Here is a 17,434-nt window from a genome sequence, read left to right as displayed (position 1 = left end):
TACTGAGTCACATGAAATTAATATCATTCGACTTAAAAGCGGACTTTGCTTTTTTCCGAATCCCTGACACTAATGCGACCATTAACTTGTCCTACAATATCATTCATCGCCCTGCGGTGTTAGGTGTTTTAGGAGCAATTGTTGGATTAGATGGGTATAAGGAAAAAGGGAAGTTGCCTCAGTATTATGAGGTATTGGAGGATGTGAGAATAGGTGTAGAACCCCTAAATCACGATAAGGGAAATTATACCAAAACCAATATCAAGTATTCTAATACGGTTGGATATGCGAATAAAGGGACAAATTTTCTGACCGAAGAATTGACATTGGTAAAGCCGGAATACAGGATTTATCTTTTGCTTGATGAGGATAACGGATATCAAAAGCAATTGCTTGATAATATAAGAGATGGTTGCGCCGAATTTATTCCTTACTTGGGGAAAAATGAGTTCACGGCTTGGTGGAGTACCAATTCGTACAAAGAATATCATTTTTCAGATGAAAAGGAACCTATCGGGAGCATTAAGATTAAGACTATCTTTCAGAAAGATATGGCTCTAAAGAATAATGTTGAAGCTCCTTTTCCCGATTTGCTCAATTTTGACAATGCCGAAAGTCCGTTCATTTATTTTGAACGTTTACCAAAAGATTTTGACCTATCATTGATGCAATACGACTTAGGTGAGTTTGCATTCTCAAACTATCAAATCAAAAATGCTCAAACATTGGAAAATCTGTTTTTTGTCGAAGAATTAGATGCTTATGTACAATTGTTTTAAAACTGTTTCTGAGATTGTTAGTGATTTACCTGCATTAAGTAGTTATTTACTTGATGCAGGTAGTTACTATGCTCATTTGCCAAAAATAGCAGAAAGACCAATAGAAACAATAGAGGAGCATGTTGATTTGGTAAATCACTATTTCGAAAAACTTGTAGTTGCCCATAAATTAGATTCGGTTATTGATAGACTAATCAATGGCATTTCAACCCAAATTGATTTGGAAACAGGCAACTATATCAAAGTGCTTTTTGTGAATGCCATTGTGTTTCATGACTTTGGAAAAATTAATGAACATTTTCAATTTGAAAAAATGAAAAATGGGAAGTACTTTGAAAGTTCACAAAATGAAAGTCCAATATCATCTAATCACTCTGCCCTAAGTGCTTTTATTTATTTGACAAAACATTTAAATGACATTGTTCTTGAAAAAAAACAAAATCCATTATTGGTAACTTCTTGTCTTTATTTTGCTTATTCTATATTTAAACACCACGGACGAACTTTTGATAATAATTGTAGTGAAACGCTTTTATTTACAGGAATAAAAGCAAAAAATAATTGGTCTGAGATTAATAAATTTTTATCTACATATTTAGAATGTTATCAGTTTGAAATTCATCCCAGTATTTTAAATTTGATTGGAAATGACAGATTATTAAACGAAAGTCCCTTCAGAGATTACGTAAATTCTTTTGAACTGTATTCCCTTTGTCGTCTCAATTTCTCACTCCTCACGGCTTCAGATTATATGGCGACCAACGAGTATATGAATTCATTACCAATAAACGATTTTGGAATACTGACACCGGGCAGAATTGAGGAGCTGTACCATAATGTTAGTCAAAGTGAGTGGATAGATGATTTACATAAGAAGAAAAATTACAACAAAGGTACTTACGATGCTTTGAAAGGTTATAAATTGCGGAACCCAAAAGAAAAAAGCGGTGCCAATCTCAATGTACTCCGCAAAGAGATGGGCATTGAGGTTATTAAAAACATAAGACAATCTTCCCAAAGTAATCTATTCTTTATCGAAGCCCCGACAGGTGGAGGAAAAACAAATCTTTCCATTTTAGCAACTATAGAGTTGCTTAAAATACATAAAGGGCAATACAATAAAGTGTTTTATGTGTTCCCATTTACAACTTTGATTACACAAACATATACAGTTGTGCGGGATATGTTAGGATTGAAAGAAGAAGAAATTATAGAATTGCATTCAAAAGCCGGATTAAAGTCAGCTCAACATGAGGATGATCTATACGGAGACGAAAAGTTGAATTACATTAACCACCTCTTTGTCAACTATCCGTTTTGCCTACTATCGCATATCAGATTCTTTGATATATTAAAAACAAACGAAAAGGAAACCAATTATTTATTGCATCGCTTAGCAAATTCTATTGTTGTGATTGATGAATTACAATCCTATAATCCATCGCATTGGGATAAAGTGATTTATTTTATCCGACAATATGCTGAGAAATTCAATATCAAGTTTATCTTGATGTCAGCTACTTTACCCAAGTTGGATAAACTTAGTTTCATAAATCAAAATGTACAGGATTTTGTCTATCTATTGCCTAATTCAAAAGAACTATATTTCCACAATCCGAATTTTGTAGATCGGGTCAATTTCAATTTTGAATTGTTTGAACGAACTGATTTATCGTTGCAAGAATTAGCAGAAAAAGTAACCGCAGCGTCTAAGGATTATTTGAAATATGATTTTGGATCAGCTAAACCCCAAAAGAGTGTTTATACTATTGTTGAATTTATCTACAAGCAGTCTGCTACAGATTTCTATACTAAAATTTTGGAACAAGATTTTTTCGACAAAATATTCGTGCTATCTGGAACCATACTTAAACATAGAAGAATAGAGATTCTAAATTATTTGAAAAATCCATCGAACAGAAAAAAGAAAATTATCTTGATTACAACTCAGGTGGTTGAAGCCGGTGTAGATATTGATATGGATTTAGGATTTAAAGACCGCTCTATTATTGATTCGGATGAACAATTGGCTGGACGTATCAACCGAAATGTTAATAAAGAACACTGCACACTCTATCTTTTTAATCTCAACAAAGAATCTGTGATTTATGGCAAAGATCTTAGATATAAGATAACAAAAGAGCTAATTAAGCAGGAAGATTACGAGCGAATACTCGCTCAAAAAGATTTTGACGCATTGTACAATAAAATATTTGATGTAAAAAACGATTGGAACACTCGAGAAATGGCAGAAAACTTCAGTGATTATGAATCTGCCATTCTGAATTTGAAATTTGAAAAAGTACATAAAGATTTTCAACTGATAGAACAAAAGAATTTATCCTGTTTCATACCATTGAATATTCCAATTACGGTTCAAAGTGCTGTTGAGGGGAACACTGAGCAAATTTTCAGTTCTTCTGAACTGCTTTTTTTAGAAAATAATGGAATTTTTCCCAATGATAGAAATGAAATATGTGGAAAGGACGTATTTGAAATATATCTTCAATCTATTCATAATATAATAGATTTTACACAGCAACAAATAAGAAAAAAAGTACTCCAAAGTATTATGAGCAAATATGTTTTCTCTATATTTGCAAGTCCCAATATTGAAAATAAATTGGTTAATTTTTATGATAAAGAAAAGTCGGAATATGGATACCTATATATTCAAAGATATACCGACATTTATTCTATCGAACAAGGACTTGATGCTAAAAAACTGACAGGAATAGAAGAAACACAATTTTTATAATATAACTATGAACATCAATGCCACCTACATCAATATATATAATGTGTGCAAACGTGAATTATGGTTGCATGCCAATCAAATACGGTTTGAACATACGTCAGATATCGTGTATGACGGAAAACTCATTCATGAGGATAGCTATCCACTGCGTTCCTCCAAATATGAAGAAATAGAAATCGACGGTATAAAGGTAGACTATTATGATACTAAGAATAAAGTTATTCATGAAATAAAAAGATCGAATAAGATAGAACAGGCACATGAATGGCAACTTAAGTATTATATGTATGTGTTTGAACAGCATGGGGTGACCGATGTGAAAGGAATTCTTGAATATCCAACCTTGAGAAAAACACAGCCTGTTGTTTTGAGTGATGTTGATCGGGATAGGATAAAGGAAATAATTGCAGATATCGATAAAATTATATCTAGCGAAGAGTGTCCTCCTTTACAAAAGAAAGGTATATGCAAGAGTTGTAGCTATTATGAATTTTGTTTCACTAAAGAAGTTGAAGAATGAAAAAGACTTTTTATTTATTTAATCCTGGCATGCTCGAAAGGAAAGATAATACTTTAAAATTTACACCTTTTGATTCTGAGGAAAATCCTATGCAGCCGAGATATTTACCCGTAGAAGATGTCTCAGAATTTTATGTTTTTGGTAGTCTACGTGCTAGTAGCTCTTTATATAATTTTCTTGGGCAGAAAGATATTGCAGTGCACTTCTTTGACTATTATGAGAATTATACGGGTAGTTTTATGCCACGTGATACATTACTTTCAGGAAAAGTTCTGTTAGCTCAAACAGCAGCATATCAAAATAAGAGAAAACGAGTTGAAATTGCTCATAAGTTTATTGATGCTGCTGTATGGAATATGCTAATGAACCTGAACTATTACAATAGACGAGGAAAGGAGCTTGACGAGCAAATTGCTAAAATGAAGTCATTAGCTGAGATTATACCTAATACAGATACAATCCCTGAATTAATGGGTATAGAAGGTTTGATAAGACAAGAATATTATACTGCTTTTGATATCATACTTAATGACTTTAATATGAGCTCTAGGACGAAGCAACCTCCTGAGAATGAAGTTAATGCTCTTATATCATTTGGTAATATGATGTGTTATTCTGAGACTTTGCGTGCGATACATCAAACTCAATTAAATCCTACAATAAGCTATCTTCATACGCCAGGTGAGCGACGTTATTCATTATGTTTAGATGTTTCTGAGATTTTTAAACCAATAATAGTTGATCGAGTGATTTTTAAAGTGTTGAATAAACGTCTTATACAAGAACAACATTTTGATCATAAGCTTAATAGTTGCTTGCTAAATCAGAATGGTAAGAAAATTTATGTGAAAGCTATGGAAGAGCGATATGAAGAAACTTTTAAGCATCGTTCTTTGGGTAGAAATGTGAGTTATAAGCATCTAATAAAGCTAGAATGCTATAAGCTTCTAAAAGATTTACTTGGATTAGAAGAGTATAAACCTTTTAAAATGTATTGGTAATGTATGTAATATTAGTGTATGATATTGGTGAAAAGCGTGTTGGTAAGATGCTTAAATTATGTCGTAAGTATCTTAACTGGATTCAGAATTCTGTTTTTGAAGGTGAAATATCTGAGGTTAAATTAAAAGAATTGAGTATATTTGCAAAATCAATAATGGATATTACTGAAGATAGTATGATCATATTCAGCAACCGTACGGGGTATTATATGGATAAGATTATAGTTGGAAAAGAAAGAATGAAACTTGATAATTTCTTGTAAGAAAAATGTCGATGCCTTGTTAAACGGAAATTTTCAAGTTTATGCTTTTTCCTTTTTCGTTCTTTGACATATTGTAACACCCCATAAATAGGGCATATGTCGATCTCCTATATAAAAATATGTTATTAGACATCGACATATTCTCAATGATTATTTGTATCTTTGCAAACTATAAAAAGTCCTTATAATAAGGATTCCCCTATTTTGACTTATAGGGTTTTAATCATACCTTTATGGAATTGAAATATAGGAATTACTTCCCATCCTTTGCTTCTTAATATGTTTTAATCATACCTTTATGGAATTGAAATAAAAGAAATCGCCCTAGCTAAATCAGAATATAATGGTTTTAATCATACCTTTATGGAATTGAAATTTTAACTAGTTATTTAAACAATACAACTATGAAACGTTTTAATCATACCTTTATGGAATTGAAATCGGTTATATGCCTACTAATGGAACTCTTAGAGAGGTTTTAATCATACCTTTATGGAATTGAAATTGGATAAAAAGAAAACAGAAAAAGGAAAGATTTAGTTTTAATCATACCTTTATGGAATTGAAATCTAGTATATTGTTACCGTCTTTAATTAATAGGCTGTTTTAATCATACCTTTATGGAATTGAAATTTTATTGCAACACTAGCGTTTTTCTCATTTTTAAGTTTTAATCATACCTTTATGGAATTGAAATCTATCTTATTATATCTATTATATATTAATAGTCTTACAGTTTTAATCATACCTTTATGGAATTGAAATCATCGACAACATAGTATTAACAATTTAATAAATAGTTTTAATCATACCTTTATGGAATTGAAATTAAGATAGTCCCAACTCTTTGATTTTGGCACTAAGTTTTAATCATACCTTTATGGAATTGAAATGCAATAGTACCGATGCTTGCACTAGAATCAGTGCCGTTTTAATCATACCTTTATGGAATTGAAATCCTGTAACAATCTCGCAACCTTGAATAGATTGAGTAGTTTTAATCATACCTTTATGGAATTGAAATCTTCTGATTTGGCATCACAACTATTTACAGGAAGTTTTAATCATACCTTTATGGAATTGAAATACACGAGGCTACGGGTGATGTAGTTCATTACAAGAGTTTTAATCATACCTTTATGGAATTGAAATTTTTGAGCCACTTCTTAACTTCGGTTAGTTTTACGTTTTAATCATACCTTTATGGAATTGAAATTGGGCATTAACTAATGTAACTTTTTTGCCAGTAGAGTTTTAATCATACCTTTATGGAATTGAAATTATAAAATAAGTGAGCCACTTCAGGACTCGAACCGTTTTAATCATACCTTTATGGAATTGAAATTATCAAAGCAGACAGGTAAATCTATTGGAGAACTGTTTTAATCATACCTTTATGGAATTGAAATCTTGATTGGCTGTAAGAGTTCCTGTATAAACGCTATTGTTTTAATCATACCTTTATGGAATTGAAATTCAAGTATATTACCATCGCTATCCTTGTAATTAAGTTTTAATCATACCTTTATGGAATTGAAATGTAATTATCTTAATAACTTCATTGTAATTAGTTACTAGTTTTAATCATACCTTTATGGAATTGAAATAGAATTAAATGATATCAATATACAAAGTACAATTGTTTTAATCATACCTTTATGGAATTGAAATAATGGTTTTATCACTTATTCACAAATAAGTTTACTTAAGTTTTAATCATACCTTTATGGAATTGAAATTAAAGTCTACACGATAGACGGATTACCGACCATAAGTTTTAATCATACCTTTATGGAATTGAAATAAGAAGAACACCGCACGGATATTCTATGCCACAAGTTTTAATCATACCTTTATGGAATTGAAATAACGTAGATGCTAAGACTATTCTTTCATTGCGAGTGTTTTAATCATACCTTTATGGAATTGAAATGCGTTAGAGGTGACTTTGAGAACATAGAAACATCGTTTTAATCATACCTTTATGGAATTGAAATCAAACCGAGGTGCAGCGGATACTGCCCAACAATTTGTTTTAATCATACCTTTATGGAATTGAAATATTTGTATAAATACGAACTTGAGGATATGAGACGGTTTTAATCATACCTTTATGGAATTGAAATTGCTCAAATAACTGCTGAAGGAAAATTGATAAATGTTTTAATCATACCTTTATGGAATTGAAATCATTAAACGACATGGATAAGACATTAACAAAACACGTTTTAATCATACCTTTATGGAATTGAAATGCAAGCAACAGTCGTAAGGGCTACTACCGAGAGGGGTTTTAATCATACCTTTATGGAATTGAAATTTGGGTCTACTGAACCGAAGAATGTTCCATATTTACCGTTTTAATCATACCTTTATGGAATTGAAATTGAGAAGGGGTCTTATCTTCGCTAGGTCTATATTGTTTTAATCATACCTTTATGGAATTGAAATATAATTGAACGATGGGACTACTTGCTAGGAGGGTGGTTTTAATCATACCTTTATGGAATTGAAATATATTAGCTTTGCAAACAAACATGATTAAAAGTTTAGTTTTAATCATACCTTTATGGAATTGAAATCCGATTGGTTTAATGTTACCAATCAGAGCGTCTAAGTTTTAATCATACCTTTATGGAATTGAAATGGTGTATGCGGTGGGTTGTCGCTAAAGCCCCAATAGTTTTAATCATACCTTTATGGAATTGAAATTTATTATGTCTAGGTAATCCCCTAGTGGAATTAAGTTTTAATCATACCTTTATGGAATTGAAATAAATAACAATCGCAATATCCATGCGCTGCAAGAGAGTTTTAATCATACCTTTATGGAATTGAAATGAAATAGAACTTAAATCAAATAATAAAAATATTTGTTTTAATCATACCTTTATGGAATTGAAATGAAAATTTAGTTTCTGTAACTACTGCGGCTTGCTTAGTTTTAATCATACCTTTATGGAATTGAAATCATATATTAAGTAACCCTCCGACTTCATCGCCAAGTTTTAATCATACCTTTATGGAATTGAAATTGTGCAGCCAAAAGTTTTATTCGTTGCTTTCTTGGTTTTAATCATACCTTTATGGAATTGAAATCATTTTTGAGTCGAGAATTGCGACACCTTACTTAGTTTTAATCATACCTTTATGGAATTGAAATGTTGAATCGTAAGAATATTGCATGCAATGTTTTTTTAGTTTTAATCATACCTTTATGGAATTGAAATTCCCTTCAGAACATCAAGCAGATGCAAGAATATTTAGTTTTAATCATACCTTTATGGAATTGAAATGTTGCAAAGTCATTGACCTTTTCATTGTCTTCTAGTTTTAATCATACCTTTATGGAATTGAAATATCACATTTTCTTGTTGAGAAGATAATTTGGATGGTGTTTTAATCATACCTTTATGGAATTGAAATCTCCTATCCCAGTTAAAGGATGCCGTATGGGATGGTTTTAATCATACCTTTATGGAATTGAAATTCAGAAATTGGCTCTCCACCTATAACATTTAAACGTTTTAATCATACCTTTATGGAATTGAAATATATTAAAAGGGACTTTAAAAAGTTCTTTTTTTCTTTGTTTTAATCATACCTTTATGGAATTGAAATATAGATGAATGTGAGATACCTGCTGAGTACAAAGAGTTTTAATCATACCTTTATGGAATTGAAATTCAAGATCAAAATCTCTACGAACATTGAAATCATCCAGTTTTAATCATACCTTTATGGAATTGAAATAATATAGGGAATGTTGTGAGCAGAGTGTCGAGCCGGTTTTAATCATACCTTTATGGAATTGAAATGAAGAAAAATAGGAGAACCTAAAAAATTCTAAGAGTTTTAATCATACCTTTATGGAATTGAAATTCATTATACTCTTCTTAACATCTTGCTCTTCAGTAGTTTTAATCATACCTTTATGGAATTGAAATGTTTTATTAAGTTCTTGCTGTCGCTGCAATGCTTGTTTTAATCATACCTTTATGGAATTGAAATACATGACAGAGTTCACGGCATCTGCTGGATTCGTGTTTTAATCATACCTTTATGGAATTGAAATTACGGTGCTAGAGTATTGGCATACGACGGTACCGGTTTTAATCATACCTTTATGGAATTGAAATATTAGAACGATTTGCAGCGAACAAGGGACTTAATCGTTTTAATCATACCTTTATGGAATTGAAATCTGCCTGATATATAGCACCATCTTTTTCTATAGAGTTTTAATCATACCTTTATGGAATTGAAATGAAGGAAGAGGAGGAGACAAAAACGGTAAAGATTGTTTTAATCATACCTTTATGGAATTGAAATTCATGGTGTCGGCTGTCATAAAATTGAAGTCGGGAGTTTTAATCATACCTTTATGGAATTGAAATGCACAATGGCAGAGGCAATTATTGCAGAGATTAAGTTTTAATCATACCTTTATGGAATTGAAATAGTAGTCCCGGAGTCTCTATAATTTGCGTCTTTAAGTTTTAATCATACCTTTATGGAATTGAAATACAGTAAGCTGACTGTTATATGTAGCGCCATTATGTTTTAATCATACCTTTATGGAATTGAAATGCAGACGGAACGGTTAAAACTATCCGTGACTTCTGTTTTAATCATACCTTTATGGAATTGAAATATATATAGCATGGGTTATATCAACATATATAGACTATGTTTTAATCATACCTTTATGGAATTGAAATAAATAAAATATAAACAATATGACAATAGAAGAAGCGTTTTAATCATACCTTTATGGAATTGAAATGCAGATAATTTGTTTATGTACGGAGAAAGTGCAAGTTTTAATCATACCTTTATGGAATTGAAATCGATGGAGATGTTTTGGGAATAGTAACAATTATAGCGTTTTAATCATACCTTTATGGAATTGAAATATCGGTGGATTTTGAGGTGGCTGCTGTGGTTGGTGTTTTAATCATACCTTTATGGAATTGAAATAGCAATGAAATAATAATATCGTTCGGTATTCTGTGTTTTAATCATACCTTTATGGAATTGAAATCTTACAGTAGGTTTTGTTTCATCAACCTTTTCGGGGTTTTAATCATACCTTTATGGAATTGAAATCTTACAGTAGGTTTTGTTTCATCAACCTTTTCGGGGTTTTAATCATACCTTTATGGAATTGAAATTCGGCGTTGGTAAATAGTTATGTACCCCTTTTTAAGTTTTAATCATACCTTTATGGAATTGAAATAGAAAAATATTGATTTAAGTGCTATCAATTCGCTAGTTTTAATCATACCTTTATGGAATTGAAATACATGCATCATTTTAAGCCATTTCTTAACATCTTGTTTTAATCATACCTTTATGGAATTGAAATATTCTTAATCTGCGCATTAAGAAGAGTAGTGACGGTTTTAATCATACCTTTATGGAATTGAAATGTGCTACTACTATGACTGCAAGTACCTTTATTGGAGTTTTAATCATACCTTTATGGAATTGAAATATCTCTATGAAACTAGGCTTGCAGATAATTTGCCTAAGGTTTTAATCATACCTTTATGGAATTGAAATCCGCTTACAAGGTAATCAGGAAATCCTGTTGAATAGTTTTAATCATACCTTTATGGAATTGAAATATAGGAGTTCCATATATCTGTTCCTGAGCAAAGAAAGTTTTAATCATACCTTTATGGAATTGAAATTACACTTAAAGGGCTTGTCGCTCGATGGCGGCTATAGTTTTAATCATACCTTTATGGAATTGAAATACGGCTTATGCGAAGTTTACCGCAGCGGCTAAATTGTTTTAATCATACCTTTATGGAATTGAAATAACGGCAACGACCTCGGCAACTTTGGCGCAAAATCGTTTTAATCATACCTTTATGGAATTGAAATCTACGATAGAAGAAAACAACGCTCTCGCTACGCTGTTTTAATCGTACCTATATGGAATTGAAATTTCACATACTGCTCGCCAAGTTCAAATTTGCACTGGCGTTTTAATCGTACCTATATGGAATTTAAATACTTGAAGTCATATATTGTGACTTCAAGTTTGAAGTTTCTATAATCTGTTTCTTTTATGTCCCTAACTGATGTTATAGGCGTCTAATAATTTATTGTTGTTTATGAAAGACTTGTGACTATTTGCAAATGCCGGACTTATTCGTAGTTTTTATCCTAGTTTAAAGGGCAAAATACCTATAATGTTTTATTTTACATGCATATTTGCAATACTATTGTTTGCAAATTCAATAGTAAAATAAACTAAAGTGTGAAATACATGCTATTGAAACTTAGTACATTCCCGTAGATTTTCTTTTCTCTATATGTATTTGTACTATCTGCTAAAGCAAATTAATTCATCTGCTAGTGTTGTGCTCTGTGGGAATCTGCGCTATCTGCGGGGGAACATACTGTTTACGCTGCTGCATTTAATTTGTGAGCTACCATCATGATATAATTGGATATCGCATTTTGCGATATCCAATTACCGAACTCATTTTAGTGAATTGAAACGTAAAGCCGATAGGGAATCGGTTTGTATTATATTCTACCTATTATTAATACGACCAATCCCTAACTGATGTTATAGGCATCAAATAATTTTATTCATCCGACATTTTGAGCAATATAGCAATCATAGAAACGATAGCTAAATATGAACAGTCTTCCTTGGATTCCTTACCAGTTTCTAGTGACAAGTAATAAGGTGTACCTCGGTCCCTTTCGCTCTAGTTACCATTTTTTAAACAAAAGATGAAATATCTTAAAAAAATATCCGTTAAACAAATGAATTCTGATATTAATTCCTATCTTTGCCACGATTAATATTTCATGATTGACATAGATTGCAGTAGATGATACAAACTTGTATCAAACTATCAAATATGGCGATACAATTTTGATACAAATTTATAAAAATATTATTGTATGTTTTTAGATTCTTTCTTTGAAAATTCCGCAAAAACGTTCCCCAATAACATAGCAATTGAAGAAGGTAAAAAACGATATACCTATATTGATGCTGAACAGTTAGCAAACAAATTGGCAAACTACCTTAAAGGTTTGTCGATAGGTCCTGAAGACAAAGTCACAATCCTCTTGCCACGTTGCGCTGAAGTAATCATCTCCATGCTTGGCATTCTCAAAACTGGTGCGGCATATATTCCGCTCGATCCCGAGATTCCTGCAGACAGAGTTAACTTCATTATGGAGGATGCTGATGCCAAACTGCTTATTACTTCTAATGAGATATTGGATAGAATAGGTGATCAATTGTCATCATTCCCAATATTCAATATCGACAAACAGAGAACAGAGCTAGACGATTATCCTGACACAAAACCCATCGTGGATGGAAGAAGTGAGGATAATCTATGCTATATGATCTATACATCAGGTACCACGGGTAAGCCTAAAGGGGTGCTGCTGATGCATAAAAACGCCGTGACATACGTTAACGGAGCAAGAAAGATTTACCCAATCAACGAAACCGACAGAGCCTTACAGGGATTTTCTGTATCTTTTGATGCCTCTGTGGAAGAAATCTGGGTACCGTTATCGGCAGGTTCCACTCTTGTGATTGGTACATTCGACATCATGCGCTCTGGCGACAGGTTTTCTTCTATACTGCAAAATCTGGGTATTACATTCCTATCTTGTGCGCCAACATTGTTGTCGATGGTAAAAGATGATATTCCAGATCTTAGAATACTGATATTTGGCGGTGAGGTTTGCTCCCGCGATATCGCCAACCGTTGGTGTAAAAAGGGTCGTATGGTGTACAACACTTACGGTCCTACAGAAGCAACGGTGATTGCCACATATTCTATTCTTGAACCCTGTCAGGAGGTTACCATCGGTAAAGCCTTGGACGGATATGAAGTTCTCTTGGTGGATGAAGAGATGAACGTGATTGACGAGACTGACAAGGAGGGTGAGATTCTTATTGGTGGTGACTGTATAGCTCGTGGCTATTTAAACCGTGACGACCTCACAGCAAAGAAATTTATCACTACCGAACGTTACTGCGGTAAGATGAAACGATATTATCGCACTGGCGATTTGGCTAAATATAATAAGGATCACGAATTTGTGTTTATTGGACGTGCCGACGCACAGGTGAAAGTACGTGGATTCCGTGTGGAACTTGCTGAGATAGAAGGACTGCTGATGCAGAATGATGCCATACAGGCGGCAGCGGTAACACTTGATAATGCGACTCAACAGTTAGCAGCTTTCGTTGTGTTACGTGCGGGAAAGACGGTAGACCGTGCCGTCGTAGCCAAGCAGTTGAGGTTGTTACTGCCTTATTACATGATTCCATCAACGCTCGATGAGATAAGCGAACTGCCAATGACATCGAGCCAGAAGATAGACCGCAAGAGATTGCCGGCTCCTAAAACTCCATTGAGTTTCTCGAAAGACAGAGATATCATTCAACCTTCAACACCACTGGAGAAGTCTATGGTTAAAGTTATTGCCAAGAACATTGGGCGTGATGACATTTCAATGGACGATCACTTCTTTAATGATCTGGGAGGGCACTCGCTGCTCGCTGCGATTGTCGTGTCGGAGATGAGAGAACAGAAGATGTTTGAGAATATGTCTGTGGTGGATGTTTACAAATTTCCGGTGCTTTCAGATCTTGCAAAGGAACTGGAGGGCAAACGTCCCGCAGCTGATGAGAAGAAAGAGGAGAGGGATATATACAAGGTGCCAACATGGAAATATTATCTTTGCTCTTTATCTCAGGGCATCTCACTGGTATTCCTAACCTTATTGTTCGGATTGGAATGGCTAGGACCTTTCTTTGTCTATTCTTATTTCTATTCAGCTGACTATGGAATGGTTGACTCTATCTATATCAGTTTGATGTCATACTTCCTGATTCTGCCCTGCCTCACGGTATTCTCTATTCTATTTAAATGGATTGTTATTGGACGAATACGCCCAGGCAAATACAAACTATGGGGTAGTTACTACTTCCGCTTCTGGATTGTAGGTAAGGTTACAGCTATCTGTCCTGTGATATATTTTACAGGAACATCCATCATGAACTGGTTTATGCGGTTTATGGGTGCAAAAGTAGGAAATAATACCTATATCAATACATCAGCCATTGACGCATTCGACCTTGTGAAGATAGGCGATAATGTAAGTATTTGTACGGATACACACCTGAGAGGATATACCATTGAAGATGGTTGGCTAAAGATAGGCACGATAGAACTGGAAGACAATGCTTTTGTAGGAACTAGATGCTGTCTGGCACATAATTCTAAAATGGGTAAAAACAGTTCGATAGAAGACTTGACACTGATTCCTGAAGGTACAACAATACCTGCTAACGAGAACTGGGGTGGTTCACCTCCACGCAAAATAGGGATCAACGAAAAGAAAGAGACGATCAAACTATGGTCTCCGAAATTTACGTTGCTTTCATTGGCATCTGTTTTCATCATTCCACTTATCACGATGGTGGCTTTCTTCCCTGGTATGTTGGCAGTGGCTCACATCAATTATGTTTCCAGTATCTGGCATTTTGCATGGATAACACTACTGATTGGTGTTTCATTCGTGGTGCTTCTGACAGTGATTATTGCAATATTCAAATGGTTGCTTCTGGGCAATATCAAGGAAGGACGCTACAAGGTGAACAGTCTTTTCTACTATAAGAAATGGTTTTTTGACCAGTTGATGAAGTTGAGCTTGCAGGTAATAGGTACACTTTACACAACGCTCTACCTGCAAAAGTGGTTCAAGATGCTAGGTGTAAAGATGGGAAAGCGTGTGGAAATATCTACCGTAGAGTTTATTTCTCCAGACTTACTTGTTACGGGAGATGAATGTTTCCTTGCCGATTCTGTTTCAGTGGGAGCATCGTATGTTCGTAACGGCTATATTGAGATTGCCAAAACATATATTGGAAACCGTACATTCGTAGGCAATAGTGCCGTAATGAGTCCGGGAACCAAGCTAGGAGACGATGTGCTTGTGGGTGTACTTTCAAAGATGAAGGAAGAGAATCTGCCTGCAAAAGATGGCACAAACTGGTTTGGATCACCTGCGGTATTCCTGCCACGAAGGGATGTGAATCATGATTTCTCGTCAGAACGCACTTATAAACCTTCAAAGAAACTGTTCTGCTACCGATATTTCATCGAGTTTTTCCGTGTTATCCTGCCATCAACATTCTTCATCTTCATGGCGGGTATCATCACTGATGTAACTTCTTACATGCAGATTGAGAGGTCTCTTAGTGAACTAATATTATGGTTCCCATTACTCTACATTGGTGCATCAATCATCGGTGTATTTATCACAGCACTGCTGAAATGGGTCATCGTTGGAAAATACGTGCCACAAAACAAACCTTTATGGAGCGGATTTGTATGGCGTAGCGAACTTATCACCGGTCTGTATGAGAATTTCTTGGTATTGTTTTGCTTGAACATCCTTACAGGAACACCATTCATAAAGTATCCACTTCGACTACTTGGCTGTAAGATTGGTAAACGAACCTGTCTGTTTACAACCCAGATTACAGAGTTTGACCTGATACATGTAGATGACTACGTTGCCCTTAACGACAACTGTACCATGCAGACTCACCTCTTTGAGGATCGTGTGATGAAGATGTCGTATGTAACGATGGAAGAAAACTGTTCTGTTGGTGGTATGTCGGTTGTGCTTTATGATTCAAAGATGGAAAAGAATGCTATCCTTGATCCACTGTCTGTATTGATGAAGAATGAGACACTGTCTGCTGATAACAGATACATCGGTGCTCCGGCAAACAAAGTATAAATGACTTAGAAAATAGTCTCATCTAGATATAAATGAGTTTTGTAAAGCTAGAAATTAAAGGACTATGAGAATAAGAAAGACTCTTATTACTGCTTGTGTCATTCTCGTTTATGGGCAAAGCGCTATGGGGCAATCACGAATTATTGTTTGTGATGCAACTACCAAAGCGCCTATACCATATACGAATGTTTATAAAGCGGAAAAAGGGGAATATAGAGGTACTGTGACTGATGAAAAGGGAATTGCAACGATTGACTTTTCTTTTCAAAAACTCTGTATTAGTCATGTTGGTTACACACAACAAACATTCACTAATACACCAGACACAGTATTTCTTATTCCGAAAGAGAATCTTTTGTCAGAAGTTGTTGTCAGTAATACGGAACCGCAATGGATTCGCCCTTTCTTAAAGAGGTTTATTGAGCATAAAAAAGATAAATACCGAACTGCAACAGAAAATTTCCACTATAGTTATAGCACCCGAAATGCGAGTGACAATAGCGGCTATTGGTTTGAAAATTCTGGCATAATCAGAATACCTTTATCATCAACAAAAACACGATTTGAAATAAAACCATCGAAAGGGTATATTCATTTCAAAGATAGTACCGCAGGTTGTGATTTCACAAACATGAAGCGAATGGTTTATCATGACTTCGTGGATGAAATGGATATGAAATTTATTAAGCACCATAAATTCCAAGTTAATGATGCTTTTAATGCGGAAGACAAAGATGTGGTTCAACTTTATTTCAAGTCTATAAAATATGATAAAGAAGATAAGGGGTATATTAATGTAGATACCGCTAAATGCATCATTCTCTCTGTCATACGAGATACTGGTATTGGCTATAATATAGACAACAACACGAATGGTTTTACGAGAACTACCTTTAATATTCTTACAGGTTGGAAGTATTCTAAATGGATCGTAAATCAAAAGATTACTTATTCTGATATTAATGGAGTCTATTATCCTTCTTTGTGTAGATATAAAGCTTACATCCTTGCTGAATCAGAAAAGGGGAAATATGCCGGAAGGAAGTTTGATTCTTTTGAATCTGAAATAATTTTCAATCAAACGAACTCTCAAGAAGAAACTGGATTCTTTGATCTTGCGGAACCGTGGTATATGAAGATTATAGTTAGCAAAAAAGAAAGACTAGCTGAAGAGCAACTACAAAATATACCTAAAGAATACATTCTATATTAAATTATGATATATAATGTTCATGGGCTGCGTGAGTTTATTCTCTCACAGATTCCTGTAGTTTCCCGCAGAGATTTATTCACTGTATGTATAC

The 17,434-nt window shown here is 33.9% G+C and carries 7 protein-coding genes and 1 CRISPR repeat array; all 7 genes read left to right on the top strand.

Going from position 1 to position 17,434, the window contains the following annotated elements; all coding sequences use genetic code 11:
- Positions 1 to 11: 11 nt before the first annotated feature.
- The 7 genes from cas5b (at position 12) to prwr041_RS03960 (ending at position 17,343) form a co-directional block, all read left to right on the top strand.
- Positions 12 to 779 carry a type I-B CRISPR-associated protein Cas5b gene (gene cas5b / locus prwr041_RS03990; RefSeq protein WP_207155075.1) on the top strand — a complete coding sequence of 256 codons (768 nt, stop codon included), beginning with the start codon at positions 12 to 14 and terminating at the stop codon, positions 777 to 779.
- Positions 763 to 3,537 (top strand): CRISPR-associated helicase Cas3', encoded by a 2,775-nt coding sequence (cas3, locus tag prwr041_RS03985; protein ID WP_207155074.1) that lies wholly within the window; start codon positions 763 to 765, stop codon positions 3,535 to 3,537. The genes cas5b and cas3 overlap by 17 nt, the downstream gene beginning before the upstream one ends.
- A gap of 7 nt (positions 3,538 to 3,544) precedes the next feature.
- The gene (gene cas4 / locus prwr041_RS03980) at positions 3,545 to 4,057 is read left to right on the top strand and encodes a CRISPR-associated protein Cas4 (protein ID WP_207155073.1); all 513 of its coding nucleotides are present in this window, start codon (positions 3,545 to 3,547) and stop codon (positions 4,055 to 4,057) included.
- The gene (cas1b, locus tag prwr041_RS03975) at positions 4,054 to 5,058 is read left to right on the top strand and encodes a type I-B CRISPR-associated endonuclease Cas1b (protein WP_207155071.1); all 1,005 of its coding nucleotides are present in this window, start codon (positions 4,054 to 4,056) and stop codon (positions 5,056 to 5,058) included. Before cas4 ends, cas1b begins: the two co-directional genes overlap by 4 nt.
- Entirely contained in the window at positions 5,058 to 5,321 is a 264-nt protein-coding gene (gene cas2 / locus prwr041_RS03970; protein WP_207155069.1) for a CRISPR-associated endonuclease Cas2, read from the top strand. Before cas1b ends, cas2 begins: the two co-directional genes overlap by 1 nt.
- 216 nt (positions 5,322 to 5,537) lie before the next feature.
- A CRISPR array of direct repeats spans positions 5,538 to 11,344; the repeat unit is 30 nt; unit sequence GTTTTAATCATACCTTTATGGAATTGAAAT.
- Between the two features lie 907 nt (positions 11,345 to 12,251).
- Entirely contained in the window at positions 12,252 to 16,130 is a 3,879-nt protein-coding gene (locus prwr041_RS03965) for a Pls/PosA family non-ribosomal peptide synthetase (protein ID WP_207155068.1), read from the top strand.
- Between the two features lie 64 nt (positions 16,131 to 16,194).
- Positions 16,195 to 17,343 (top strand): peptidase associated/transthyretin-like domain-containing protein, encoded by a 1,149-nt coding sequence (locus prwr041_RS03960; RefSeq protein ID WP_207155067.1) that lies wholly within the window; start codon positions 16,195 to 16,197, stop codon positions 17,341 to 17,343.
- The last annotated feature ends 91 nt before the right edge of the window (positions 17,344 to 17,434 follow it).

The sequence above is a fragment of the Prevotella herbatica genome, from assembly GCF_017347605.1.
Classification (GTDB): Bacteria; Bacteroidota; Bacteroidia; order Bacteroidales; family Bacteroidaceae; genus Prevotella; species Prevotella herbatica.
Note: the sequence above shows the minus strand (reverse complement) of the source record. Positions and strands in the feature narration are given on the sequence as shown.

Excerpts from the sequence above, each read along its gene's own strand:
- cas5b (WP_207155075.1), top strand. The coding sequence starts at position 12 with ATGAAATTAATATCATTCGACTTAAAAGCGGACTTTGCTTTTTTCCGA.
- cas3 (WP_207155074.1), top strand. The coding sequence starts at position 763 with ATGTACAATTGTTTTAAAACTGTTTCTGAGATTGTTAGTGATTTACCT.
- cas4 (WP_207155073.1), top strand. The coding sequence starts at position 3,545 with ATGAACATCAATGCCACCTACATCAATATATATAATGTGTGCAAACGT.
- cas1b (WP_207155071.1), top strand. The coding sequence starts at position 4,054 with ATGAAAAAGACTTTTTATTTATTTAATCCTGGCATGCTCGAAAGGAAA.
- cas2 (WP_207155069.1), top strand. The coding sequence starts at position 5,058 with ATGTATGTAATATTAGTGTATGATATTGGTGAAAAGCGTGTTGGTAAG.
- prwr041_RS03965 (WP_207155068.1), top strand. The coding sequence starts at position 12,252 with ATGTTTTTAGATTCTTTCTTTGAAAATTCCGCAAAAACGTTCCCCAAT.
- prwr041_RS03960 (WP_207155067.1), top strand. The coding sequence starts at position 16,195 with ATGAGAATAAGAAAGACTCTTATTACTGCTTGTGTCATTCTCGTTTAT.